Genomic DNA, 23433 nt, shown 5'->3' with positions numbered 1-23433 from the left:
TATTGATCTCTTCCGGGCAGCCGTCACTTAATCCACGTTTGGTAAAGGAGGCAGATGCCTTAAGTGTCGCGGGGTACCAGGTTACCGTCTTATATGCCTATTGGAATGACTGGGGCACCGCTTATGATAAAGAATTATTGCCCACCAAAAAGTGGAATTTTATACGGGTTGGCGGACATCCGCAGTATGCAACAACCAGCTTTAATATTAGTAGGCTGATACATAAACTGGCGAAGAAAATCAATAACAGCTTAGTTAATGACTGGGCCCTGGCACGCTCCTCCTACGCGCTCATTCGCGAAGCAAAAAAGCATAAAGCTGATCTGTATATAGCGCATAACCTTGGTGCGTTACCGGCCGCTGTAAAAGCCGCCAAATATTATAAAACGCTTTGCGGATTTGATGCCGAGGATTTTCATCGCTTTGAAACCAACAATGATATTAATGACGCAGAAGTGCGGTTTAAGATTAACATTGAAAATAAATACATCCCCCAGCTTAATTACTTTACAGCAAGCAGCCCGCAAATTGCCGATGCTTATCAAAGCTTATATCCCGGCTTAAAACCGGAGGTGCTGCTTAACGTATTCCCTAAATCAAAAATTGATACCGGTGCATCTGCCCATAAAGGCCCGCTCAGACTGTTTTGGTTTTCGCAGACGACTGGTGCGGGCAGGGGGATTGAAGATGTTGTGGCAGCTATAAATTTGCTAAATAAAGACCATTTTGAGCTCCATTTACTGGGAATTATACAAGCACAATACAGGAGCTACATTGATGAATTGGTGATTACCGGCACACCTGTAATTATTCATGATCCTATTCATCCTGATAAGGTAATTGAGTTTGCCGCGCAGTTTGATGTTGGCTTGGCCCTTGAGAACAAAACCCCGCTAAACCGAGATATTTGCCTGACCAATAAAATTTTCACCTATCTACAGGCAGGGCTGGCCATACTTGCAAGTGATACCACAGCACAGGCAGATTTTCTAACCCAAAACCCACAGATAGGGCATCTGTATCAAAAGCAAAACATACAGCAATTGGCTGACCTGTTGTCGAAATTTAAACAAGATAAAACTTTGCTTAACAACTGCAAATCGGCATCGATAAAACTTGCGCGGCGACAATATAACTGGGAAACAGAAAGTAAAAAACTGTTGACATTAGTAGGTAAAACGTTCGGTATAAGTGAATAAAAAAGTGCTCATCATATCGCCCAATTTCCCACCGGTGAACGCGGCCGATATGCAGCGGGTACGGATGAGCCTGCCATATTTTGCGCAATTTGGTTGGAATGCTGAAGTGGTAATGGCAGACCCGGCCGACTCTGATCATGCGAAAGACGATTTGCTTTTGGAGAGTTTACCGGCAGGAATAAATATCCATACCGTAAAAGTTCTTAACAAACGATTAACATCTAAATTAGGGTTCGGTAATATCGCTTTCCGGTCATATCGGTCATACAAACAAATCGTCAACAGTTTGTTGACCACTCAAAAGTTTGACTTAATCTATTTCTCGACCACGCAATTCCCGGTGTGTATATTAGGGGCTTATTGGAAAAAACGTTTTGGCATGCCATACGTGATAGATATGCAAGACCCCTGGCATTCGGAATACTATCGCGATAAGCCCAAACATCAGCGCCCGCCAAAATACTGGCTATCCTACCGCATGCATAAAAACCTGGAACCAATTGCTATGAAACAGGTTGACGGCCTAATCAGCGTGTCTGAAAGTTATATCACTGATCTTAAAAACCGGTATCCAGAGGTCAAACATATACCTTCGGCCACTATCCCATTTGGTAGTTTTAAGCCAGACATGGCTATTGCGCGGAAGCATGAAAATGATTTCGCGTCATTATTAGATAACAGCTATAAAAATGTGGTGTACATAGGTCGTGGGGGTGTTGATTTGCACGAAGCTATTAAGCCACTTTTTAGCGCATTTAAACACCGTCTTGCTGATGCTCCCGAAGTTTACAATAAACTAAAATTCCATTTCATTGGCACCAGTTATGCGGCAAAAGGTACAGGTACGGCAACCGTATTGCCCCTGGCTCAGCAATTTGGTATAGCCAATCATGTTATAGAAGTAACGGACCGTATAAGTTATTATCATACCTTATCAACCTTGCTACAGGCAGATGCTTTGTTTATTCCGGGCTCTGATGATCCAAAATATACGGCGTCGAAAATATACCCTTATCTGCTAACAGAAAAACCCATGCTGGCTATTTTCAATGAACATAGCCCTGCCCTGCCGGTTTTAAAAGCATGTGGGGCACTGCATTCTTACAGCTATAACCATATTGAAGAAATAGATGTCATATCATTTCTTGATCAGCTGTTAGCAGGAACCTTACCATCACCGCAATATGACGAAACTTGCCTTGAACAATACACTGCACAAAGCATGACCGAAAAACAATGCCAGCTATTTAACCTTGTAGTCAATAAAACTGAATGAAAAAGCTGGCCATTGTAGTAACCCATCCAATTCAATACTACGCCCCGGTATTTAAGTTGCTGGCGGAAAGGCTGCAGGTAAAAGTTTTTTATACCTGGGGCGAAGCATCTGTTTCAAAACACGATCCGGGATTTGATAAAACCATAAAATGGGATATTGACCTGTTGGAGGGTTATGAGTATCAATGGCAGATCAATACGGCCAATCAGCCGGGTTCACATCACTATAATGGCATAATTAATCCGCATTTAACAACTGAGCTTGCTAGCTGGCAGCCGGATGCGATATTGGTTTATGGTTGGGCCTATCAAAGCCATTTAAAAGTACTGCGGCACTTTAAAAACAAAGTACCTGTGTTTTTTAGGGGCGATTCAACTTTATTGGACGAAAAGTCCGGCTTGAAAAATGTATTTAAGTACCTGTTATTAAAATGGGTTTACAGCCATGTTGATCATGCTTTTTATAATGGTGCTAATAACAAAGCGTATTTTGAAAAGTATGGCTTAACAGAAAATCAGTTAAGCTTTGCCCCTCACGCTGTTGATAATGACAGATTTGCTGTTAGCATGGCTATTGAAGTTGAAACTTTGAAAGAACAACTAGGGCTTAATGCCGATGACAAGCTCGTTGTTTTTGCCGGGAAGTTTGAAGAAAAGAAAGATCCTTTGATACTGCTGCAGGCATTTATCGATATGGGTGACCCGATGGTTCATTTACTTTTTGTTGGAAACGGGGTTTTAGAGGCTGAATTAAAACAACAAGCCGGCGGCTATACCAACATTCATTTCATGCCGTTTCAAAATCAAACCTTCATGCCTGCAATTTATCAGGCTGCTGATCTGTTTTGCCTACCATCAAAAGGTCCGGGCGAAACCTGGGGACTTGCCATAAATGAAGCCATGGCCTGCGGAAAAGCAGTTTTAGTAAGCGATAAATGCGGTTGTGCTGTAGATTTAACAGTGAATAATGAAAATGGCTTTATTTTTAAAAGCGGCGATAAAGCGGAATTATTAACTTGCCTTAAATTGCTCACGGCCGACAAAAATAAACTGCTAACTTTCGGAAAAGCGTCCGAACAAACAATCCGTTCTTGGAATTTTATGAATATCGCGGCAGCTATTGATAGCAAACTAAACCAGACTACGGGAAAATGAACGGCAACAAATCAATAGGTGCATACTTAGTACTTTATTTGCCCTGGTTGCTTGCTACAGCGTTGAGCTCAGAGCCGATATTATCATACTTCATTGCCTGGCTGGGTTCGTTCTATATATTTTTTGTGTGCTACAGCGGGCATATAAAACCTATGCCTACAGACCTTACCCTTGCGCAGCAAATTATGCGCCCGGTTTTTTTAGTACAGGTCATCTTTATAGGTTACATGGCCTGTTCGTCTATATTTTATTTCATGAGTTTGCTGGGATATATTGACATAGAATTACCTTTTACGTCAACCTACGCTGGCGGGGACAAGATCATGCTGGCATCGCAATGTCAGCGCTATTATGTTTTAGGCCATGCGGCCTTCGTCAGCGGTTTATTATCGCGAATGAATTATCCAATCAAATCGGTATATACTTATAATAAAGATAGGTTGGCTAATACACTTTTTATAGTAGCTATTATTTGTTTGCCGGTTTCGGTGCTATCATTAAAAATACCGGGCTTCTCGCAGTTTTATTTCCAGTTAAGTTCGTTAAGCTTTATTTCCGGAACGCTTGCGCTCGCGTTTGCTATTCCCCAGCAAAAAATGGGTAATACGGTTGTGTGCGGGCTGTTATATATATCAAACTTTTACCAGGCTTTAACCTCGGGCTTTAAAGAACCTATTATTATCAGCGTAATGGTGTTAGGCATCTTTTTATATCCCAGCTATAAAAAAACAGTAACTGCCATATTCATTCCTGCGCTGATATTATTATTTACGGTACTACCAACTTATACTAATACTTACCGTGAAAATGCATGGGGTGACGATGCAAGTGCCGATGAAGCTTACAAAGCAGCGCTCGACGCCACGTTAAACGAAGATGAAACCGACAACAATAACCTAAACTTCCTGGTGTATCGCATCAGCGAGATAGACATGTTTACGCTATTTGTGCAGTCAACACCGGATAAAATTGACTTTTATGGTTTCAAAATACTTGAGCAATCTGTAATAGCCTTGGTACCACGCGTGTTTTGGCCTAGTAAACCAATAACAGAGACACTGGTAATGGAAAGGGTGTATGATTCCGGCGTGGTTTTTCGGGGATCAAAAGTATCGGCTAAACCAGCGTATATAGTTGATGGCTATTTATCGGGCGGTGCTTTTGGCGTGTTTTTAGCTTTGTTTGTTTATGGATCGGTAGTGCAATGGATATCGCAAAAAGCAGAAGAAATGTTTGGCGGATATTTATTGGGCACAGCCCTAATATTCAGCGGATTATTTCAAATATTTTGGCGGGGCCTGAGCTTTGAGTTTATCGGCAACTCGGTGTTCTGGAGTTACATCACGATGTTGCTCCTACATAAAGTGTTTTTGGCAACCAATTTTTTACGACGGATTTGAAGCTACTGCAAATAAACGCTTCCTACAAACCGGCCTTTGTTTATGGCGGGCCAACCATGTCGGTATCCAAACTAAGCGAACAATTGGTGAAAGCAGGATATGAACTGGAAGTTTTTACCACGACAGCCAACGGCCCTATGGAACTACCGGTCTCTATAAACACTCCGGTAACTGTTGATAGCGTTACGGTTACCTACTTTAAAAGGCTAACCAAAGACCACTCTCACTTTTCACCAGCACTACTTCACGCTTTGTGGAAACGTGTTAAACAATTTGACGCCATCCATATCCATGCCTGGTGGAACCTGGTATCTGTACTATCGTGCCTTATTGCAATAGTGCGTGGTGTTAAAGTACTCGTATCACCAAGGGGAACGTTAAGCATATACTCTTTCGGCCACAAAAATTCGCTATCAAAGCAACTGCTGCACACGTTTATTGGCAAGCCTTTGCTTAGCAGGAGTTTTATTCACGCTACTTCAGCAGGCGAATTAGCGGCGCTGAATACCCTGATCCAACCGAAAGGCTTTTATGATATTCCAAACTTTGTGCAATTACCGGCTTTTGAGGAAGTACAAACCGAATATGACCATACTACCTTAAAACTGCTTTTTTTATCACGAATTGACGAAAAAAAAGGGCTTGATACTTTATTGAATGCTTTGCCTGGTGTTACCATCCCCTACCACTTAAGTATCGTCGGCGATGGCGATGAGGCTTACATTAACCAATTAAAATATATCGCGCAGCAAAACAATATTAGCCAGCATATTACTTGGTTAGGCTTTCAACATACCAAAAAATTTGAATTGTTTAAACAACATGATTTGTTTGTACTACCATCTCACGACGAGAATTTCGGTAATGTTGTTATAGAAAGCCTGAGTGTTGGTACCGCAGTAGCCATCAGCAAAAATGTTGGGCTGGCGCCTTACGTAAATGAGCATACCCTGGGCTGGGTATTTGAGTTGGATGTAGTATCTTTAACCAATATCATCAACAACGTAGCCATACAGGCCGGGCAATTAAAGGCAATACGCAAAAAAGCCCCGCTACAGGTGCGTGCCGATTTTGACGAAGACAAGCTAACCCAACAATATATGGCGATGTATAACGATATTTTAAAGCATGGCTGATTATAAAGACTATGGGTTTACTGAAAGCGCTCCCGCCCATACTTTTCAGTATTTGCAGCAACCTATCTTATCCTTGCTTGATAAAAGTAAAAACCAATATATAATTGACCTTGGTTGCGGAAACGGTTACCTGGCAAACGTACTGCTACAACATGGCTTTAATGCTTATGGTACCGATGCGTCTGCTCAAGGCATTGAGATAGCCCGAAAGACCAATCCCGATCGCTTTTTTCTACAGGATCTATCAACCGGTAAACTCCCAACCGAACTACAACAGGTACCTTTTGATACGGTAATATCAACCGAAGTTATTGAGCATTTGTATGATCCGGCCGGGTTTATCAATTTCTGTAAACAGACTTTAAACAGCAAAGGCGAGATCATCATCACAACCCCCTATCATGGTTATTTAAAAAACCTGGTGTTGGGTATTCTAGGCAAATGGGATAGCCACATGAACCCGTTATGGCATGGCGGGCATATCAAAATGTGGTCGCGTAAAACATTGAGCAAAGCGCTTACAGATGCCGGGTTTACGGTTGTGGCATTTAAAGGCTGCGGGCGTGTGCCTTATTTCTGGAAATCAATGATCATTAAAGCTAAGTTAAATGGATAGGCCTTATTCATTTATTATTTTAACTTTTAATGAAGAGATGCATTTACCGCGTCTCCTTAACTCCATTGCCGAATTGAATGCGCCTGTATTTATTTTAGATTCGGGCAGTACCGACGGCACGTTACAAATAGCCGAAGAATCCGGTGCTACTGTTTTACAACATCCATTTGAGAATCATCCCATGCAATGGGATTTCGCGCTGAAAAACTTCGCTATACAAACCCCCTGGGTTATTGGTCTGGACGCTGACCATACAGTAACCGAAGACCTGAAACGTCTGCTTATTGATTTTAGAGATGAAGATCACAAACATTTGGACGGCATCTATTTTAACCGAAAAAACTTCTTTAAAGGCCGCTGGATAAAGCATGGGGGCTATTACCCGTTTTTCCTGTTAAAAATGTTCAGGTATAAGGTAGGGTATTCTGATCTGAACGAGCAGATGGATCATCGCTTTGTAGTGCCCGGCCATACTACAGTATGGAATAACGGCATTATACTGGAAGAAAACCTGAAGGAAAACAATATCAGCTTTTGGATAGCCAAGCACAACCGTTACAGCGATTTGGTAGCACAACAGGAAGTGCAGCAACTCCTAACGTTTAAAGCACAAACGGAACAGCCCGACTTTTGGGGTTCGCCTAACCAACGGAAAGCCTGGTACAAGCAATTGTGGTTTAAGCTGCCGCGATATGTGCGCCCTTTGCTATATTTTATTTACAGGCTGATATTCCAGCTAGGTTTTTTGGACGGCCGTACAGGCATTATATTCCATTTTATGCAGGGCTTTTGGTTCAGGCTGGTAGTCGATATTAAAATTGACGAATTACTTAAACAACACAACGATGCTGCAAAAAAATAGCGCGCTACGTTTTGTGCTGATATTTGTATGCCTGTTTGCGGTGTTCTATTATTTCAATATAGCGTTCTTCGCGGTTACCAATCCCGGCCCGCATTATATCCCCTTCCTAGCCGAAAATTTAAACTACATACAAGCATTACGCCTGTTTTTACTAAAAGCAAGCGCCTTTGTTTTAAACAGCCTTGGCTTTGTTGCCATTACCAACGAATACGAAATGCTTACCGCCGGCCGCGGTATTATACGCATGGTTTATTCATGCTTAGGTTTGGGGGTGATGAGTTTTTTTGCGGCTTTTGTAATAGCTTATCCCAAACCGCTAAAAGCCAAACTATGGTTTGGTTTTATAGGATTGATAGTGATACAGGCATTAAACATCACTCGTTTTGTATTACTGGCCTTGTATTGGAATAAGAGTGCTTCTAAAATTATAGATCACCATACTATTTTTAACGCAATTATTTACGTGTTAATAAGCTTAACCTTGTATTTTTGGGTGACTGGCGATAGCAAATCAAATGCAAAAAACTGATCTGTCTACATACAACAATCACCCTTACCACCCGGGCGGCACTGCTATAAAACGCGGGCTTTGGTATTGCGTGAACGCCATATTTTTTATGCGGATGGCGTTTCCTTTCAGCGGCCTGAAAGTGATGTTGTTGAAATGGTTTGGCGCCAAGGTTGGCGATGGGGTTACTATTAAACCGGGTGTTAATATTAAATACCCGTGGCTGTTAACCATAGGCAACCATTGCTGGATAGGCGAAAATGTTTGGATAGATAATTTAGTACCTGTAGCCTTGGGCTCTAATGTATGCCTGTCGCAAGGCGCATTGTTATTAACCGGCAGTCACGATTACAAAAAGACCACCTTTAACCTGATAACAGGCAGCATCATATTAGAAGAAGGTGTGTGGATAGGTGCACGTGCAACGGTAAACCAAGGCATAACAGCAGCTTCTCACGCTGTACTTACCGCAGGCTCAACAGCCACAAAGAACCTGGAAGCTTACAGCATTTACCAGGGCAACCCTGCCATAAAGATCCGCGACCGCGTTATTAGTTAGCCGGCTGGTTAACTATTTCCTTCCAAAGCAGGTCTTTCAACTCCACTATATTTTTTTGTGCTACTGATGAAATGAATACCGACGGCACATCTGTAGGGAGTTGCTGCTTCATCTCGGATATCAATTCATCATCCAGCATATCGGCTTTGGTAACGGCCAATACGCGAGGCTTGTGCATTAACTCGGGGTTGTATTCTTTGAGTTCTTTTAAAAGGATATCGTACTCTTGTTGAATCGTTCTACCCGTATCTGCAGGCACCATAAACAAAAGTACTGCATTACGCTCAATGTGTTTAAGGAAGCGTATACCAAGGCCTTTACCTTTTGATGCGCCTTCAATAATCCCGGGAATATCAGCCATTACAAATGACCTGTTATCACGATAGGCAACAATACCCAGGTTAGGCACCAGGGTAGTAAATGCATAATCAGCTATCTCGGGCTTAGCTGCAGATACAACGGACAGTAAGGTTGATTTGCCCGCATTTGGGAAACCTACCAAACCTACATCAGCTAGCAACTTAAGCTCCAATATATTCCATACCTCAAGTCCTTCTTCGCCGGGTTGAGCAAAGCGGGGAGTTTGGCGTGTGGCCGATTTAAAATTAGCATTACCCAAACCGCCACGGCCACCGCTGGTTAATATCTGCGTTTCGCCATCGGTAGTTATCTCAAATAGTATTTCGCCTGTTTCCGCATCGCGGGCTATAGTACCCAATGGTACTTCCAATATCTCGTCGCGACCGGTTTTGCCGCTGCTTAACGAACTACCGCCTGATTCGCCGGCGCCGGCAATAACGTGTTTACGAAATTTTAGGTGCAGCAAAGTCCACAACTGGGCATTGCCTTTAACAATAACGTGGCCACCGCGGCCGCCATCGCCACCATCAGGGCCACCCATCGAAGTATGCTTATCGCGATGCAAGTGCGCCGAACCAGCCCCGCCCTTACCCGAGCGGCAGCATATCTTTACATAATCAACAAAATTTGAACCTTGAGACATCGCGTACTATATTTTTTATTTAAAAGATAAGTCCGGGAGTTACAAGCTGCTTAGCTTAAACTCCCGGACTTTACAAAGGTAAAAACCTTAGCCTTACCTTAAATTATTTATTTTTCCAGCTACCGATAATGTCACAGATAGCGTTGAAAATCTCATCTACCGAACCTATACCGTTAATGCTTTTAAATTTATTCTGTCCTTTATAAAACTCGGCAACAGGCGCGGTTTTAGTATTATACTCCACAATACGGCGGCGGATAATTTCAGGATTAGCATCATCCGGGCGACCGGAATCTTTACCTCTTAACAGCAATCTGCGCTCCAACTCATCGTCATTCACCTCTAAAGCTATCATGCCTGATATTTCAGATTTTTTGCTTTTCAATAAATTATCCAAAGCTTCGGCTTGTGCTACCGTGCGTGGGAAACCATCAAAAATGAAACCTTTTGCGTCTTTATTAGCGTCAAGCTTGTTGCTTATCATACCAATAACTACTTCATCAGGTACCAATAAACCACCGTCCATTAGTTTCTTGGCCTCTAAACCAAGCTCTGTTCCTTGTGAGATCTCGCCGCGAAGCAAATCACCGGTTGACAGATGGATCAAACCATATTTTTCAATAAGTTTTTGTGATTGAGTACCTTTACCGGCTCCGGGAGGGCCAAATAATACTAAGTTTAGCATACCGTTCTTCAAATTAAAAGCCTTTCATGTAATGTATACAGAAAGGCTTAATTTATATAGTGCACTTGTAGGGATTCGAACCCCAAACCTTCTCATCCGTAGTGAGATGCTCTATCCAATTGAGCTACAAATGCGTTTTTTAATGGACTGCAAAAATAGAATTTGTTTTTGATTTCACCTAAAATAATTAAAAAAATACGCTGGTTTTTCTGCAAAGCTCGCAAAATCAGGCCTATTAATTTGTTTTGGCACATTTTAGAGCTGGCTCATCCACCCCATTATCTACTTTAATCAAAATAAATATAACTCTTTTACTTGTCTATTCAGGTTTAATTTATTTACTTTGCAATACAAAGTACTTTTATATGTTTAGATTTAGTATTGCTTATTTCGCCCTTGCGGTATTGCTTTTTATTACCGAAGTTTTGATAGCCTTGTTTTTAGACGATGCTTTCATCCGCCCCTTTGGCGGCGACTTCCTGGTGGTGATATTGATCTACTGCAGTGTAAAAGCTTTTGTAAATACCCCCGTTTTGCCCACAGCAATTAGCGTTTTGTTATTTGCTTACGCGATAGAGCTGGCGCAATACTTCGATGCCGTGCAAAGGCTGGGACTGGAACACAACAACATAGCCCGCACAGCCATCGGCACCTCCTTTGCCTGGGCAGACATTTTAATGTACACGCTTGGCGTGTTATTTATCATCCTAACAGAAAAAACTTTAAACCATGCAAACCGAAAAAACTAAACTTACCCGTCGCGTTAAAATTTGTATAGGCATAGTAATAGTCGGCTTGTTTTTAAGTGGCGCTACGGCATTTCCTTTGGAGAGCGAACTCGCCTGGCTCGTAAGTATCCAACCTGCCGTGAACAGCACCATGAGCAATTGGCTTAATAATGTTTATCAGGCCATAAAAACCATAAACCAAACTTATCCGTTTCTAAGTTACGGTACAGATTGGCTGGCTTTTGCACATGTAATGCTGGCCGTGTTATTTGTTGGCCCTTACTCAGATCCTGTTAAAAACAAATGGGTGGTACAATTTGGCATTATTGCAGCGGTAGCTATATTTCCGTTAGCGTTTATTGCAGGGCATATCAGGGGCATTCCCTTTTTCTTGCAGTTAATTGATTGTTCATTTGGCGTTATTACATTACTGGTATTAATTCCCTGCCACCGATACATTACTAAACTGGAGAAATTAGCATGACCTATTTTGTAAATAAAAACTCTATCGTTCGTAAAATATGGGGCAGGGCCGATACTACCCTGTTCATCTTCGCCGGCTCAGCGGCCGAGTTTGCCTTGAATAAAGCGGTTGATTGGCTGTACTATACCGGCAAACTACCTGCCGATCCGCTTGGCCGTTTGTTTAGTACCATTGTTTATGCGCGTCAAATCCTTTTCGCGCCCGAAGCAGAAGCCCTGCACGCCATTGATAAAATAACCGCCATACACCAGGGCGTTGAGCAAAATCGCGGCAGCAAAATACCCGACTGGGCCTATCGCGACGTTTTATTTATGCTGATAGACTATACCATACGCTCGTTCGAAATGCTTGACCGCCCGCTTACCGCTAATGAGCGTAGCGAGATATTCGATGTATTTTACCGGATGGGCATGCGCATGCAGCTTAGCGGCCTGCCGCAAACCTTTAACCAATGGCAGCAAATGCGCGAAGAGCATCTGGAACAAAACCTGGTAAAAAGTCACTTTACCACGGACCTTTATAAACAGTACCGCAAACACCTGGGCTGGCTGCGCTACCTATTAACTATACAGGTACAAAGCGTGCTGGTGCCCAATCGCGTTAGCAAATTACTGGCACTTAAAACCCAATTTTGGGCCGTACCGGCATTGGCTGTCTATAAGTTTTTAAGACGGATACAGTTTGAAAAACCGTTCCGTAACCTTTTATTGCCATCAGCTTACAAGGCACAAATATTGCAGATGGATATGTATTGATAGTTCTATCTTTACTATATGCAAGCCATCATTATTACCCAACCAGGTGCACCCGAAGTATTACAATTAGCCGAAAGGCCGATCCCTGCCTTCGGTCCTAACGAGGTGCTGGTAAAGGTAGCCGCGGCAGGCATAAACCGACCCGATGTTGCCCAACGCAAGGGCCACTACCCACCCCCACCCGGTGCCCCTCAGGATATACCCGGACTGGAAATAGCCGGCATAATTACAGAGGTAGGTACCGAGATCACCCGCTGGAAAATTGGCGACAGAATATGCGCCCTGGTAAGCGGAGGTGGTTATGCCGGATATTGTAATGTACCCGAAGGGCAGTGCCTGCCGATCCCGGAAGGACTAAGTTTTGAAGAAGCTGCCTCGCTACCCGAAACCTTCTTTACCGTTTGGAGCAATGTATTTGATCGTGGTAAACTACAACCGGGCGAAAGCCTGCTGGTACACGGTGGCTCGGGTGGCATTGGCATTACCGCTATACAAATGGCAACGGCCATGGGCAGCACAGCTTATACAACAGCCGGAAGTGATGAAAAATGCCGCTTCTGCGAAAGTGTCGGCGCCGCCAAAGCCATTAATTATAATACCGAAGATTTTGCCGAAATGCTTAAACAGCTTACTGATAATAAAGGTGTTGATGTAATACTGGATAGCATAGCGGGCGGCTATACACCGCTTAATTTACAAAGCTTAGCTAATGATGGCCGGTTGGTATTTATCAATACTATGAAGGGCAAAGATGTACAAATAGACCTATCATTAATAATGCGCAAACGGCTTACTATAACCGGTTCAACCTTACGTGCCCGCGACGTTGATTTCAAAGCCGCCATCGCCCGTCAACTTGAAAAAAATATATGGCCGTTACTGGTATCGCGCAGCATAAAACCTGTAATTTTTGAAACGTTTCCCCTAGCCGAAGCCGCGCAAGCCCATCGGCTGATGGAAAGCAGCCAACATATAGGCAAAATTGTTTTGAAGGTGGCTGATTTATAGCGCCCACAGCCATAATGGCAAATATTTAATTATGAGCGTATTATAAATATAAAAACAGGTTTTGTTTAAATAATGTGGTGTACGTAATACAATTTGGCTGTTATTATAAAAATTACGTTAAAAAATCCGCATAATAGTATTTTAATATTGGGTTATAAATCATAACTTTGCGGCCTGAAATAGCGTCACTTAACGGATTTCACTATTTTATAATATTTTAACAAAATCACCAGGTTATATATGCCAAACATTGGAAAAGTATCACGGATCATCGGTCCGGTAGTCGATGTCAGCTTTGCTGATGCCCAGTTGCCTCAAATTTATAACGCGTTAGAGATCACTAAAACCAGCGGTCAGAAAATCATCTTGGAAGTGCAGCAGCACTTAGGTGAAGACCGTGTACGTGCAGTAGCAATGGACTCAACCGACGGTTTATTACGCGGAATGGACGTAGTTGACCTTGGTTCAGCAATTAAAATGCCGGTTGGCGATGCGATCAAAGGCCGCGTATTTAACGTGGTTGGTGACGCTATCGACGGTATTGCCGATCTGGACAAAACCGATGGTCGTCCTATCCACAACAACCCTCCTCGTTTTGAGGACCTATCAACCGAAAGCGAAGTATTGTTTACAGGTATCAAAGTTATTGACCTGTTAGAGCCTTACGCCAAAGGTGGTAAAATTGGTTTGTTTGGTGGTGCCGGTGTAGGTAAAACAGTATTGATCCAGGAACTGATCAACAACATCGCGAAAGCATACGACGGTTTATCGGTATTTGCGGGTGTGGGCGAGCGTACACGTGAAGGTAATGACCTTTTGCGCGAGATGTTGGAATCAGGCATTATAAAATATGGTGATGCATTTATGCATTCGATGGAAGAAGGCGGCTGGGACTTAACTAAAGTTGACGCCGAAGCTTTGAAAGATTCAAAAGCAACCTTCGTGTTCGGTCAAATGAACGAGCCTCCTGGTGCACGTGCACGTGTGGCTTTATCAGGTCTTACTATCGCTGAATATTTCCGTGATGGTGATGCTGAAGGTAAAGGTCGTGACATTTTGTTCTTCGTTGATAACATCTTCCGCTTTACACAAGCAGGTTCTGAGGTATCGGCTTTGTTAGGTCGTATGCCATCAGCGGTAGGTTACCAGCCAACTTTGGCAACCGAGATGGGTATCATGCAAGAGCGTATTACTTCAACTAAACGTGGCTCTATCACTTCAGTACAAGCGGTATACGTACCTGCGGATGACTTGACCGACCCGGCGCCGGCTACAACCTTCGCCCACTTAGATGCTACTACCGTACTTTCACGTAAAATTGCCGAGCTAGGTATCTACCCTGCGGTGGATCCATTGGATTCAACTTCACGTATCTTAAGCCCTGCTGTATTAGGCGACGAGCACTACAACACTGCTCAACGTGTTAAAGAAATTTTACAACGTTACAAAGAGTTACAGGATATCATCGCCATCTTAGGTATGGACGAGTTATCTGAAGAAGATAAATTGGTTGTATCACGCGCTCGTCGTGTTCAGCGTTTCTTATCTCAGCCGTTCCACGTAGCCGAGCAATTTACCGGCTTAAAAGGTGTATTGGTTGATATTAAAGAAACCATTAAAGGCTTTAACATGATCATGGATGGTAAAGTTGACGAGTATCCTGAAGCAGCCTTTAACTTAGTAGGTAGCATTGAAGATGCTATTGAAAAAGGTAAAAAATTAATAGAAGAAGCGAATTCATAAATGTGCAGATGAGCAGATATGCAGATGTGCAAATTATTGCCGCTTGCATATCTGCTCATTAGCTAATCAGTCATCTGCACATTTGCACATTTGCATATCTGCACATCATAATCAATATGACTCTAGAAATTCTTACTCCCGAAAAAAAAGTGTTTGAAGGCGAAGCTACTTCGGTAACCCTGCCGGGCACTTTGGGTTCTTTTGAGATATTAAACCACCACGCTCCTATCATCTCAACCCTGCAGGATGGCAAACTGATCATCCGCAGTGGCAAAGGCGAAGAAACCTTTTTTGTAAAAGGTGGCGTGGTTGAAGCTTCAGACAACAAAGTTGTAGTTTTAGCCGAAGGCATCGAGCATCGCTAAGCATTAAGCTTTAAAATGTATGGAAAGCCCGTCCCGACAGTTGTTGGGACGGGCTTTTTTATTGGTTAATATTTAGTGGGTGCGCCACTTTTAAAGTGGCGCAAGTGGCGCAGCAATTTTAATTTAGTGTTTGATAATCAGATATTTATCTAAAAAAGCGGCGCAAAGCGGCGCACCCCACCATTTATGTTAACTATCTTTATATCAACTAATTATATCACCACAAAAGCTTACTGACTTATAAGTATGGAACACCCTATTTTAGCAAACTGGTAGGCGTTTCGCCCTTTAACTTTTTGATAGACGCGTAGAAGGTAGTGCGAGAATTAAAGCCAGCTCTTATCGCGATAGCCTCCATATCTCCCCTACCATATTGCCCCGACTCCAACAACTTGATGGCTTCCTCCGTCCGCAGTCCATTGATGTAGGCATAAAAATTCATCCCGAAACCCTGATTCAAAACCAACGAGAGTTCGTGCGTATTAATACCTACCTGCTCAGCCAGCGTTTGCAGGTTAAGTGTGGGGTCTAAATAAGGTTTATCTTTTTCTACTACCAGCATTACGCGCTGCTTTAATAGCTCGATCTGTTGCGGCGTAAGTCTTTGCGCGGTTGTGGATGCCGTGGGCAGATCGATCAGGTCTTCCGCCACTGCCATTATCTTCTCCGGGAATACTTCGCGCTGCCTGAATGCTGCCGAAACAAAATACAGGCTCACACCCAAACACAACAATTGCAATAAACCATCCAGCATGGGCAACTGCCTAAAGGCAAACCATACCGCCGCTATTATTAAAGGCGCGTATACAAAGTTGCGAAGCCAGGTCAGATCTGAAGCCCTATCGGCCAGTAACTGGCGGATGTGACTTTGATGTTTCGTTAATATTTGCAGGTTTAATAAACCATATACCAGGCCTTGCGCGAAAAAGAAATACCGCGCTATAAACCCTAGCCATATCGGCAACTTTACCTGATCGCCAAACAGTAAAATAAGCACAAAAACAACTGCCGGCAAAAAGTGAACCAACAATAAACGTGGTCGTTGCCGCGGATGAACGAAAGCGAATACCGCTACATACAAACACGGAAATATGGCCCAGCGTGGCCATTCGGTTATTTGAATTAGCATGCTTGGCGCATTGCCTGCCTTTTCTAAAACCAATTCTATGAACAGCAAACTCAACAACAAAAAGAATACGCCCAGCCATTTATTCGCTTCGCGATTGGCCTGCACAACGCCGGTTAGCAATAAAAAAGCGGCCAAAAATAAGCTGCCCGCACTAAGCGCCGAAAACAGTAATGCAAAAGATGGATGCATAGTTTTAGTAAAGGTTTACGGTGTAAATATACGCCGCTATCCAGCCATACGGTACGTTTGGATACAGCCGAACAAACTTTTATTAGCAAAACCTTGCTTTGCGGTAAAAACCAATTATATGAAACTTTATCAAAAATTTTTACTCGGCCTGCTTTCAGCATTTGTAACAGGCCTTGTTTTTAGGCGCCTGGCCTCCAAATACCTGGGCGACCTGATTCCTGTTGATTTTATTTACCTGGCCGCTTACCTGCCATTGCTTATCCCGCTGGTTGTGGTTTTTATCTGGCACTCCCGCGAACGAAAGGGCGTGGTCACATCATACCAAATGTGGATCGTACAAGTCACGGCATTTTTCCTGGCTTTAGATCTGGCTATGTTCGGCCTGCAGAAACTACAAAAACTCCAAATGATCATTCCTCTGGGTATGCTCGATACGCCGTTCTCCTCCTTCTCGGGCTACAACCTGGTTTGGGCTTTTTTTCATTTCTCGTACGGTTTTACGTCGGTAATTGCATTACTGCAGATAATAGCCGCCACATTGATCCTGTTTAACAGAACACGGCTATTAGGCAGCCTTATCGCCTTGCCAATGCTGGTGTTTATTAGCTTGCTCGACTTTTTTTATGCCATGCCCTTAGGCGTATTAGCGCAAGGCGTAGTGCTGCTAACGGCAACAATATATTTTATTTGCTCAGGAGGCGCACATTTGTGGCCGTTGCTATTTAACAGGCCCAACAATGCGGCTACGCCAAAAAAATGGTTATGGCCCGCCTTGTTCGTGCTCATTCCATTATTTTGTTCACTCCACTACCAACATCCCGACCGGCACCCGCAGCTCACCGGCAAGTACCGCGTTGAAAATTTAAAGATAGACGGCGTAGCATACCGGGCGAAAAATTCGACAGACAGCGTATTGAGCCATATGTACCTTGACCTGGCTGATGAAGCCGTTTTTAAGTGGAACGACCACCGCAGGATACGCCTTGGCCATTACAAACTTGGCAAAAACGGTGATATTAATATGGAGTGGAGATACCCGGCTAAGGGCGTGGGAGCCTTTAGCGGCAAAATGATATCGTCGGGAAAAGAGTTAAGTTTAACGGGGCAAATGGATGGGAAAAGGTATGAAATGAGTTTGGTGAAGGAGTGATATTTTACATAAAGACACAAAGCCCGGGGTTTTTAGCCCCGGCTTTTACATGCTCTTACTCCGCCAAATTAACATGTTGCTTATCCGGGTGCTTGGGTCCGTAGTAGAAATAATAATAAACCAAAAAGCTCAAGCCTATTAAAAACGGAATTAAAGCCAGCTGCTTATAAGTTATTGAGCCGGCAACTATCCGTTCATCCACCTTCAAAAACTCAACCGACATCCAGTATGAGTTAGCCGTTATCCAAAATGCAATGGCCAGGTTATGGCAAAGCTCGGCCACCATATGGCGGGTGCGCCAGGCTATTACAATAGCTATAATTAAAGTAGGCGCTACCATCACAATACCCAGCGGCTTCCAGATGAGGCACCAGCCAATATCCTTCAACAACCAAAAAACAATATGCAGGTTCTCCATCCTGCGGTACTTTAGGGGTATGCGGTACTCGCTCATTTAATACTTACTTTGAATCTCCTTTTATATTAGCAACAATTGATATTGGGTAACTTAAGCCTCCTGGAACCTGCGGACTATCCTTTAATTGCGCAGTTCCTTTTATACTTTTAACTACTTTGGCTTGAATTATCCATCCGGTCTTTTTATCTATCTTAAGTTCTGCGGTAGCTCCTCCCGCCATATTGGTAAAGCGCATAAATATCCCCTTGGTTGTCTCTCTAAAGTCTACAGTTTTACCTGAGGCTAATTTTGCCACACCATTAACCTCAAACACATCGCTTGCTACACTATTCAATGTGTATTTCATCGCAGTTTTGATATTCATTCCACTGGTTTCCATTTGAGTATTGCTAAACCAATTATCGTTTACACCTATAGCCCGGGACGGATAAATTGCAAATACGTCCTGAATAGAGGTCTTAAGCGATCGCTCACCAAACGATTTCTGTATTTCCTGCTTTATCTGTTCGTGCTGGGCTTCAGGAATTTCTTTAAAGAGATCAAACATACCGGAATATATGTTGTCGATATTTTTTAGTTGCAGCACTCTTCCTGTCTTACTTAACAAAATTGTGAATGGTTTATCAATAAGCGTTCGCATAATAACCGAAAAAACATCTTGCCTAACACTATCTGTATTTACATCCATCACCTTATCGCCTACCGCTAAATGAATAGCTATTTGCTTGTACTGGCTTTCCATCTCATAAACAGTATCACGGATTGTTTTTACTTTAAAAGATAGCCGGCCGGAAACCGTAGTGGTCACCGACATGTTCGTATTATCTATAATTTGGTTAACCGCCACGTTCCCCACACTTTTAAGATAATATGTGCTATCAACAGATAGATTTAAAGCAAGTTTAACTTTTTGAGCCGAGCAGCATACAGATAAAAACAACAACGATAAAATTAACAGATATTTAAATGGCGATAAAGTCATGTGATAAAGATGCATATAGTTTTGTGACTTCACAAATGGCAGCTCGCTTCAGCAAAGGTCCCCGCTGTCCGAAGTTTCCAACTTCGGACCCTTATGCCTGTAGTTTACAACTACAGTACGCAATGCATCACACGATAGTCTAAAGACTATCAACATAGTCGTCGGAAGTCAGAGACTTCGGACAGCGGTTTTATTGACGAAACTGGCATATTACCTACATCATAAAAATCACCCCAAAACCATCAACTTTTTCACACCTCACCCCAATTTTACGCCGAATTTTGGCGCTTTATTATGCATGCATAAAAACTATACCGAATACCGTTTTGAACTTTGGTATAGATGCATGCAAATTTAATTTGTTAAATATTTATTATTTCAGAATATTTAATCGATTATTTACTATAAATACATATTATATATGTATTTCACTTTTTTCGCTCAGGCTATTGCCAGTTTTTAGGGCTATGTCTATCTTAAAGAAACAGAAATTCACATAACAGGTATGCCTAATTACCTGGGGCAAATAACAGACTAAAAAATGAGTTCAGCTAGCAACACCACTGGTGTAGAATTAAACAAGTACAGCAAAACTTTTACGCAAGACCCTACTCAGCCTGCGGCTCAGGCCATGCTTTACGGCATTGGTTTAACTGATGACGATATGCGCAAAGCACAGGTAGGCGTGGCCAGCATGGGCTATGATGGCAACACCTGCAACATGCACCTGAACGATCTGGCGAAAATTGTGAAACAAGGTATTTGGAGCGAAGACCTGGTGGGCCTTATTTTTCATACCATTGGCGTAAGCGATGGCATGAGCAACGGCACCGAAGGTATGCGCTACTCGTTGGTTAGTCGTGATATTATTGCCGATTCTATCGAAGCTGTTACAGGCGCTCAATACTATGATGGTTTAATTACTTTGCCGGGATGTGATAAAAATATGCCGGGCTCTATCATGGCAATGGGCCGTTTAAACCGTCCATCAATCATGGTATACGGTGGTACTATTAAACCGGGCCACTGGAAGGGTGAGGATCTGAACATTGTTTCGGCATTTGAGGCTTTGGGTAAAAAGATAGCCGGTGACATCTCTCCTGAGGATTTTATGGGCGTAATTAAAAACGCCTGCCCTAGCGCGGGTGCCTGTGGGGGTATTTATACTGCCAACACCATGGCCGCCGCTATTGAGGCTTTGGGTATGAGCTTGCCTTACTCATCAAGTAACCCAGCGTTGAGCGAAGAAAAGAAACAAGAATGTTTAGCAGCCGGTAAAGCGATAAAAGTATTACTGGAGAAAGATATTAAACCAAGCGACATCATGACCCGTGAGGCGTTCGAGAACGCGATGGTGATCATTATGGTATTGGGTGGCAGCACCAACGCGGTGTTACACATGATAGCCATGGCCAAAAGCGTTGGCGTAGTTTTAACGCAGGATGATTTCCAGACCGTGAGTAACCGCATACCGGTACTGGCGGATATGAAGCCAAGCGGCAAATACATGATGGAAGACCTGCACAACATTGGCGGTGTACCTGCGGTAATGAAATATTGCCTGGCTCAAGGTTGGTTACACGGTCATTGCTTAACAGTTACCGGTAAAACTATTGCTGAGAACCTTGCTGAGGTACCTGAACTAACATTCGATACTCAAAAAATTATTTGGCCGGTTGAAGCGCCTGTTAAGGCTACCGGTCACTTACAGATCCTATACGGAAATATTGCTACCGGTGGTAGCGTGGCCAAGATCAGCGGTAAAGAGGGTACTCATTTTGAAGGCCCTGCCCGCGTGTTTGATGGCGAGTTTGAACTGATTGCCGGCATACAAAGCGGTCGAGTCAAAAAAGGTGATGTGGTGGTTATCCGCAACGTGGGCCCTAAAGGCGCGCCGGGTATGCCCGAAATGCTTAAACCAACATCGGCCATTTTTGGCGCGGGTTTGGGCAGTTCGGTAGCACTCATTACCGACGGCCGCTTTAGCGGTGGTACCCACGGTTTTGTGGTGGGTCACATCACCCCCGAGGCATACGACGGCGGCGCTATTGGCTTAATTAATGATGACGATAAGATCATTATTGATGCCACAACAAACCAGATCAACGTAATACTAAGCGACGAAGAACTGGCCGCCCGTAAAGCTGCATGGCAAGAGCCAGCACTTAAAGTAAGCAAAGGTTTACTATACCGCTACGCCAAAACCGTAAAATCGGCAGCCGAAGGTTGCGTTACGGATGAGTTTTAATTGGAGGTAAAAGCTTAAAGGCAAAAGCTGAAATCAAATCAAAAAATAAATTCGAAATCGAACATCCGAAATTCGAAATAAAAATAACAAGTATGGAAGTTGCACAACAAGAAATACTAGAAACCAAAGCTAAAGAAACCCAGAAAGTATCCGGTTCGGTAGCTTTATTAGAGGCCTTGATAGCAGAGGGCGTTGAAACCATTTTCGGTTATCCGGGTGGTGCCATTATGCCTATTTATGATGCTTTATATGATTATAATGAAAAGCTTGACCACGTATTGGTACGCCACGAACAAGGTGGTATACACGCCGGTCAGGGTTATGCGCGTACATCGGGCAAAGTGGGCGTGGTATTCGCTACCAGCGGCCCCGGTGCTACCAACCTGGTAACAGGTTTGGCCGATGCGCAGATAGATAGTACCCCATTAGTTTGTATCACCGGCCAGGTTTTCGCGCACCTTTTAGGTACCGATGCTTTCCAGGAGACCGACGTAATTAACATTACCACCCCGGTAACCAAATGGAACTACCAGGTAACCGATGCTAACGAAATTCCGGAAGCTATTGCTAAAGCATTTTACATTGCTAAAAGCGGTCGCCCGGGTCCTGTATTGATCGACATCACCAAAAACGCGCAGATCCAGTTATTTGATTACGCGGGTTATACCAAGTGTGATCACATCCGCAGCTATCGCCCAAAACCAACTGTACGCCCGCAATATATTGAGCAGGCAGCAGCGTTAATTAACCAGGCTAAAAAACCTTTTATACTGTTTGGTCAGGGTGTGTTATTAGGCAGTGCCGAGCAGGAGTTTAAAGCTTTTGTTGAGAAAAGCGGTATCCCGGCGGCATGGACCGTTTTAGGTGCAGGTGCTATACCAACCAGTCACCCGTTAAACGTGGGTATGCTGGGTATGCACGGTAACTACGGCCCTAACGTGTTGACTAACGAGTGTGATGTATTGATCGCAATCGGTATGCGTTTTGACGACCGTGTAACCGGTCGTTTAGATAAATACGCCAAACAAGCGCAGGTGATCCATTTGGATATTGACCCGGCCGAGATCGACAAAAACGTAAAATCAACCGTACCGGTATGGGGCGACTGTAAAGAAACCCTGCCTTTATTAACCGCTTTGGTTGACGAAAAACAACATACCGAGTGGTTAGCCAAATTTAACGACTACACCCGCCAGGAAGTTGAACAAGTAATTGAAAAAGAACTAAACCCGGGCGAAGGCCAGTTAACCATGGGTGAAGTGATTAACCAACTAAACGCTTTAACCGATGGCGAGGCTGTTATAGTAACCGATGTTGGCCAGCACCAGATGGTGGCTTGTCGTTACGCTAAGTTTAACAACACCCGCAGCAATGTTACCAGTGGTGGTTTAGGCACCATGGGCTTTGCTTTGCCTGCGGCGATAGGTGCCAAATATGGCGCTCAGAATAAAACCGTAGTAGCCGTTATTGGCGATGGCGGTTTCCAGATGACCTGCCAGGAACTGGGTACTATTATGCAAACCGGCGTTGATGTGAAGGTAATTATCCTGAACAACAGCTTCCTGGGCATGGTTCGCCAATGGCAGGAGTTATTTAACGAGCGCAGATATTCATTTGTTGATATTCAAAGCCCTGATTTTGTAGCTTTAGCAGCTGCTTACGGCATAGCCGGCAAAAGCATCAGCGAACGCGACGACCTGCAAGGTGCTTTAAAAGCAATGTTAGATAACCCGGGCTCATTCCTGCTGGAAGTAAAAGTGACCAAAGAGAACAACGTGTTCCCGATGGTACCACAGGGATGCAGTGTAAGTGAGATAAGGCTTAAATAATCAACGG

Annotated in this window: 23 protein-coding genes and 1 tRNA gene; 18 read left to right on the top strand and 6 right to left on the bottom strand. The window is 43.5% G+C overall.

The features are described 5' to 3' along the window. The first annotated feature begins 2 nt into the window (after positions 1 to 2). The 9 genes from AC59JT_RS03260 to AC59JT_RS03220 are packed head-to-tail and all read left to right on the top strand — an operon-like array spanning position 3 to position 8710. The gene (locus tag AC59JT_RS03260) at positions 3 to 1199 is read left to right on the top strand and encodes a glycosyltransferase family protein (protein WP_497396087.1); all 1197 of its coding nucleotides are present in this window, start codon (positions 3 to 5) and stop codon (positions 1197 to 1199) included. Next, positions 1192 to 2475, top strand: coding sequence for a glycosyltransferase family protein (locus AC59JT_RS03255; protein WP_497396085.1), 1284 nt, complete (start codon positions 1192 to 1194; stop codon positions 2473 to 2475). The genes AC59JT_RS03260 and AC59JT_RS03255 overlap by 8 nt, the downstream gene beginning before the upstream one ends. Further along, complete coding sequence (locus AC59JT_RS03250; protein ID WP_497396083.1) at positions 2472 to 3629, top strand: glycosyltransferase family 4 protein; 1158 nt, start codon at positions 2472 to 2474, stop codon at positions 3627 to 3629. The genes AC59JT_RS03255 and AC59JT_RS03250 overlap by 4 nt, the downstream gene beginning before the upstream one ends. Then, positions 3626 to 5029: an exosortase Y-associated Wzy-like protein gene (locus AC59JT_RS03245; RefSeq protein ID WP_497396081.1), complete on the top strand. Its 1404-nt coding sequence runs from the start codon at positions 3626 to 3628 to the stop codon at positions 5027 to 5029. Before AC59JT_RS03250 ends, AC59JT_RS03245 begins: the two co-directional genes overlap by 4 nt. After that, positions 5026 to 6165, top strand: a complete 1140-nt coding sequence (locus tag AC59JT_RS03240; protein WP_497396079.1) for an XrtY-associated glycosyltransferase XYAG1 — start codon at positions 5026 to 5028, stop codon at positions 6163 to 6165. Before AC59JT_RS03245 ends, AC59JT_RS03240 begins: the two co-directional genes overlap by 4 nt. After that, positions 6158 to 6781 (top strand): class I SAM-dependent methyltransferase, encoded by a 624-nt coding sequence (locus tag AC59JT_RS03235; RefSeq protein ID WP_497396077.1) that lies wholly within the window; start codon positions 6158 to 6160, stop codon positions 6779 to 6781. The genes AC59JT_RS03240 and AC59JT_RS03235 overlap by 8 nt, the downstream gene beginning before the upstream one ends. Further along, a complete protein-coding gene (locus AC59JT_RS03230; RefSeq protein ID WP_497396075.1) occupies positions 6774 to 7643 on the top strand; it encodes a glycosyltransferase family 2 protein in 870 nt (289 codons plus the stop codon). Before AC59JT_RS03235 ends, AC59JT_RS03230 begins: the two co-directional genes overlap by 8 nt. Beyond that, positions 7627 to 8172 (top strand): exosortase Y, encoded by a 546-nt coding sequence (gene xrtY, locus AC59JT_RS03225; protein WP_497396073.1) that lies wholly within the window; start codon positions 7627 to 7629, stop codon positions 8170 to 8172. The genes AC59JT_RS03230 and xrtY overlap by 17 nt, the downstream gene beginning before the upstream one ends. Continuing rightward, complete coding sequence (locus tag AC59JT_RS03220) at positions 8159 to 8710, top strand: WcaF family extracellular polysaccharide biosynthesis acetyltransferase (RefSeq protein ID WP_497396071.1); 552 nt, start codon at positions 8159 to 8161, stop codon at positions 8708 to 8710. The genes xrtY and AC59JT_RS03220 overlap by 14 nt, the downstream gene beginning before the upstream one ends. Here the strand turns inward: AC59JT_RS03220 and obgE are convergent. The 3 genes from obgE to AC59JT_RS03205 form a co-directional block, all read right to left on the bottom strand. Next, entirely contained in the window at positions 8703 to 9713 is a 1011-nt protein-coding gene (gene obgE / locus AC59JT_RS03215) for a GTPase ObgE (protein WP_497396069.1), read from the bottom strand. The two genes, AC59JT_RS03220 and obgE, sit on opposite strands and share 8 nt — an antisense overlap. Positions 9714 to 9816: 103 nt before the next feature. Next, positions 9817 to 10398, bottom strand: a complete 582-nt coding sequence (locus AC59JT_RS03210; protein WP_497396067.1) for an adenylate kinase — start codon at positions 10396 to 10398, stop codon at positions 9817 to 9819. A gap of 60 nt (positions 10399 to 10458) precedes the next feature. Beyond that, positions 10459 to 10532: transfer RNA gene (locus AC59JT_RS03205), tRNA-Arg, on the bottom strand. Positions 10533 to 10763: 231 nt separating this feature from the next. Between AC59JT_RS03205 and AC59JT_RS03200 the strand changes: the two genes are divergently transcribed. The 6 genes from AC59JT_RS03200 (at position 10764) to atpC (ending at position 15481) form a co-directional block, all read left to right on the top strand. Further along, positions 10764 to 11147, top strand: coding sequence for a ribosomal maturation YjgA family protein (locus AC59JT_RS03200; RefSeq protein ID WP_497396065.1), 384 nt, complete (start codon positions 10764 to 10766; stop codon positions 11145 to 11147). Further along, positions 11128 to 11610, top strand: coding sequence for a hypothetical protein (locus tag AC59JT_RS03195; RefSeq protein ID WP_497396063.1), 483 nt, complete (start codon positions 11128 to 11130; stop codon positions 11608 to 11610). The genes AC59JT_RS03200 and AC59JT_RS03195 overlap by 20 nt, the downstream gene beginning before the upstream one ends. After that, positions 11607 to 12365 (top strand): oxygenase MpaB family protein, encoded by a 759-nt coding sequence (locus tag AC59JT_RS03190; RefSeq protein WP_497396061.1) that lies wholly within the window; start codon positions 11607 to 11609, stop codon positions 12363 to 12365. Before AC59JT_RS03195 ends, AC59JT_RS03190 begins: the two co-directional genes overlap by 4 nt. Positions 12366 to 12383: 18 nt before the next feature. Continuing rightward, entirely contained in the window at positions 12384 to 13373 is a 990-nt protein-coding gene (locus AC59JT_RS03185) for an NAD(P)H-quinone oxidoreductase (protein WP_497396059.1), read from the top strand. A 240-nt stretch (positions 13374 to 13613) separates the two neighbouring features. Then, positions 13614 to 15116, top strand: coding sequence for a F0F1 ATP synthase subunit beta (gene atpD / locus AC59JT_RS03180; protein ID WP_497396057.1), 1503 nt, complete (start codon positions 13614 to 13616; stop codon positions 15114 to 15116). A gap of 116 nt (positions 15117 to 15232) precedes the next feature. Continuing rightward, complete coding sequence (gene atpC, locus AC59JT_RS03175; RefSeq protein ID WP_497396055.1) at positions 15233 to 15481, top strand: ATP synthase F1 subunit epsilon; 249 nt, start codon at positions 15233 to 15235, stop codon at positions 15479 to 15481. A 256-nt stretch (positions 15482 to 15737) separates the two neighbouring features. On the opposite strand, the gene AC59JT_RS03170 is transcribed toward atpC, so the two are convergent. Then, complete coding sequence (locus AC59JT_RS03170; protein WP_497396053.1) at positions 15738 to 16799, bottom strand: helix-turn-helix domain-containing protein; 1062 nt, start codon at positions 16797 to 16799, stop codon at positions 15738 to 15740. 118 nt (positions 16800 to 16917) lie between these two features. Here AC59JT_RS03170 and AC59JT_RS03165 point away from each other — a divergent pair, with 118 nt between their 5' ends. Beyond that, positions 16918 to 17949, top strand: coding sequence for a hypothetical protein (locus AC59JT_RS03165; protein WP_497396051.1), 1032 nt, complete (start codon positions 16918 to 16920; stop codon positions 17947 to 17949). 55 nt (positions 17950 to 18004) lie between these two features. On the opposite strand, the gene AC59JT_RS03160 is transcribed toward AC59JT_RS03165, so the two are convergent. Beyond that, positions 18005 to 18403 carry a hypothetical protein gene (locus AC59JT_RS03160; RefSeq protein ID WP_497396049.1) on the bottom strand — a complete coding sequence of 133 codons (399 nt, stop codon included), beginning with the start codon at positions 18401 to 18403 and terminating at the stop codon, positions 18005 to 18007. Between the two features lie 7 nt (positions 18404 to 18410). Further along, positions 18411 to 19349, bottom strand: a complete 939-nt coding sequence (locus tag AC59JT_RS03155; protein ID WP_497396047.1) for a DUF6263 family protein — start codon at positions 19347 to 19349, stop codon at positions 18411 to 18413. A 541-nt stretch (positions 19350 to 19890) separates the two neighbouring features. Between AC59JT_RS03155 and ilvD the strand changes: the two genes are divergently transcribed. Both ilvD and ilvB read left to right on the top strand, forming a co-directional pair. Further along, on the top strand, positions 19891 to 21597 hold the full coding sequence (gene ilvD / locus AC59JT_RS03150) for a dihydroxy-acid dehydratase (protein WP_497396045.1): 1707 nt from the start codon (positions 19891 to 19893) through the stop codon (positions 21595 to 21597). A gap of 92 nt (positions 21598 to 21689) precedes the next feature. After that, a complete protein-coding gene (ilvB, locus tag AC59JT_RS03145; protein WP_497396043.1) occupies positions 21690 to 23426 on the top strand; it encodes a biosynthetic-type acetolactate synthase large subunit in 1737 nt (578 codons plus the stop codon). Positions 23427 to 23433 lie beyond the last annotated feature (7 nt).

The sequence above is a fragment of the Mucilaginibacter sp. A3364 genome (assembly GCF_059690715.1).
This window is presented reverse-complemented; position numbering and strand designations above follow the sequence as displayed.

What these genes read in the sequence shown, in the direction of transcription:
- AC59JT_RS03250 (WP_497396083.1), top strand. Translation starts at nt 2,472, where the DNA reads ATGAAAAAGCTGGCCATTGTAGTAACCCATCCAATTCAATACTACGCC.
- AC59JT_RS03245 (WP_497396081.1), top strand. Translation starts at nt 3,626, where the DNA reads ATGAACGGCAACAAATCAATAGGTGCATACTTAGTACTTTATTTGCCC.
- AC59JT_RS03235 (WP_497396077.1), top strand. Translation starts at nt 6,158, where the DNA reads ATGGCTGATTATAAAGACTATGGGTTTACTGAAAGCGCTCCCGCCCAT.
- AC59JT_RS03230 (WP_497396075.1), top strand. Translation starts at nt 6,774, where the DNA reads ATGGATAGGCCTTATTCATTTATTATTTTAACTTTTAATGAAGAGATG.
- xrtY (WP_497396073.1), top strand. Translation starts at nt 7,627, where the DNA reads ATGCTGCAAAAAAATAGCGCGCTACGTTTTGTGCTGATATTTGTATGC.
- AC59JT_RS03220 (WP_497396071.1), top strand. Translation starts at nt 8,159, where the DNA reads ATGCAAAAAACTGATCTGTCTACATACAACAATCACCCTTACCACCCG.
- obgE (WP_497396069.1), bottom strand. Translation starts at nt 9,713, where the DNA reads ATGTCTCAAGGTTCAAATTTTGTTGATTATGTAAAGATATGCTGCCGC.
- AC59JT_RS03210 (WP_497396067.1), bottom strand. Translation starts at nt 10,398, where the DNA reads ATGCTAAACTTAGTATTATTTGGCCCTCCCGGAGCCGGTAAAGGTACT.
- AC59JT_RS03200 (WP_497396065.1), top strand. Translation starts at nt 10,764, where the DNA reads ATGTTTAGATTTAGTATTGCTTATTTCGCCCTTGCGGTATTGCTTTTT.
- AC59JT_RS03195 (WP_497396063.1), top strand. Translation starts at nt 11,128, where the DNA reads ATGCAAACCGAAAAAACTAAACTTACCCGTCGCGTTAAAATTTGTATA.
- AC59JT_RS03190 (WP_497396061.1), top strand. Translation starts at nt 11,607, where the DNA reads ATGACCTATTTTGTAAATAAAAACTCTATCGTTCGTAAAATATGGGGC.
- AC59JT_RS03185 (WP_497396059.1), top strand. Translation starts at nt 12,384, where the DNA reads ATGCAAGCCATCATTATTACCCAACCAGGTGCACCCGAAGTATTACAA.
- atpD (WP_497396057.1), top strand. Translation starts at nt 13,614, where the DNA reads ATGCCAAACATTGGAAAAGTATCACGGATCATCGGTCCGGTAGTCGAT.
- atpC (WP_497396055.1), top strand. Translation starts at nt 15,233, where the DNA reads ATGACTCTAGAAATTCTTACTCCCGAAAAAAAAGTGTTTGAAGGCGAA.
- AC59JT_RS03170 (WP_497396053.1), bottom strand. Translation starts at nt 16,799, where the DNA reads ATGCATCCATCTTTTGCATTACTGTTTTCGGCGCTTAGTGCGGGCAGC.
- AC59JT_RS03165 (WP_497396051.1), top strand. Translation starts at nt 16,918, where the DNA reads ATGAAACTTTATCAAAAATTTTTACTCGGCCTGCTTTCAGCATTTGTA.
- AC59JT_RS03160 (WP_497396049.1), bottom strand. Translation starts at nt 18,403, where the DNA reads ATGAGCGAGTACCGCATACCCCTAAAGTACCGCAGGATGGAGAACCTG.
- AC59JT_RS03155 (WP_497396047.1), bottom strand. Translation starts at nt 19,349, where the DNA reads ATGACTTTATCGCCATTTAAATATCTGTTAATTTTATCGTTGTTGTTT.
- ilvD (WP_497396045.1), top strand. Translation starts at nt 19,891, where the DNA reads ATGAGTTCAGCTAGCAACACCACTGGTGTAGAATTAAACAAGTACAGC.
- ilvB (WP_497396043.1), top strand. Translation starts at nt 21,690, where the DNA reads ATGGAAGTTGCACAACAAGAAATACTAGAAACCAAAGCTAAAGAAACC.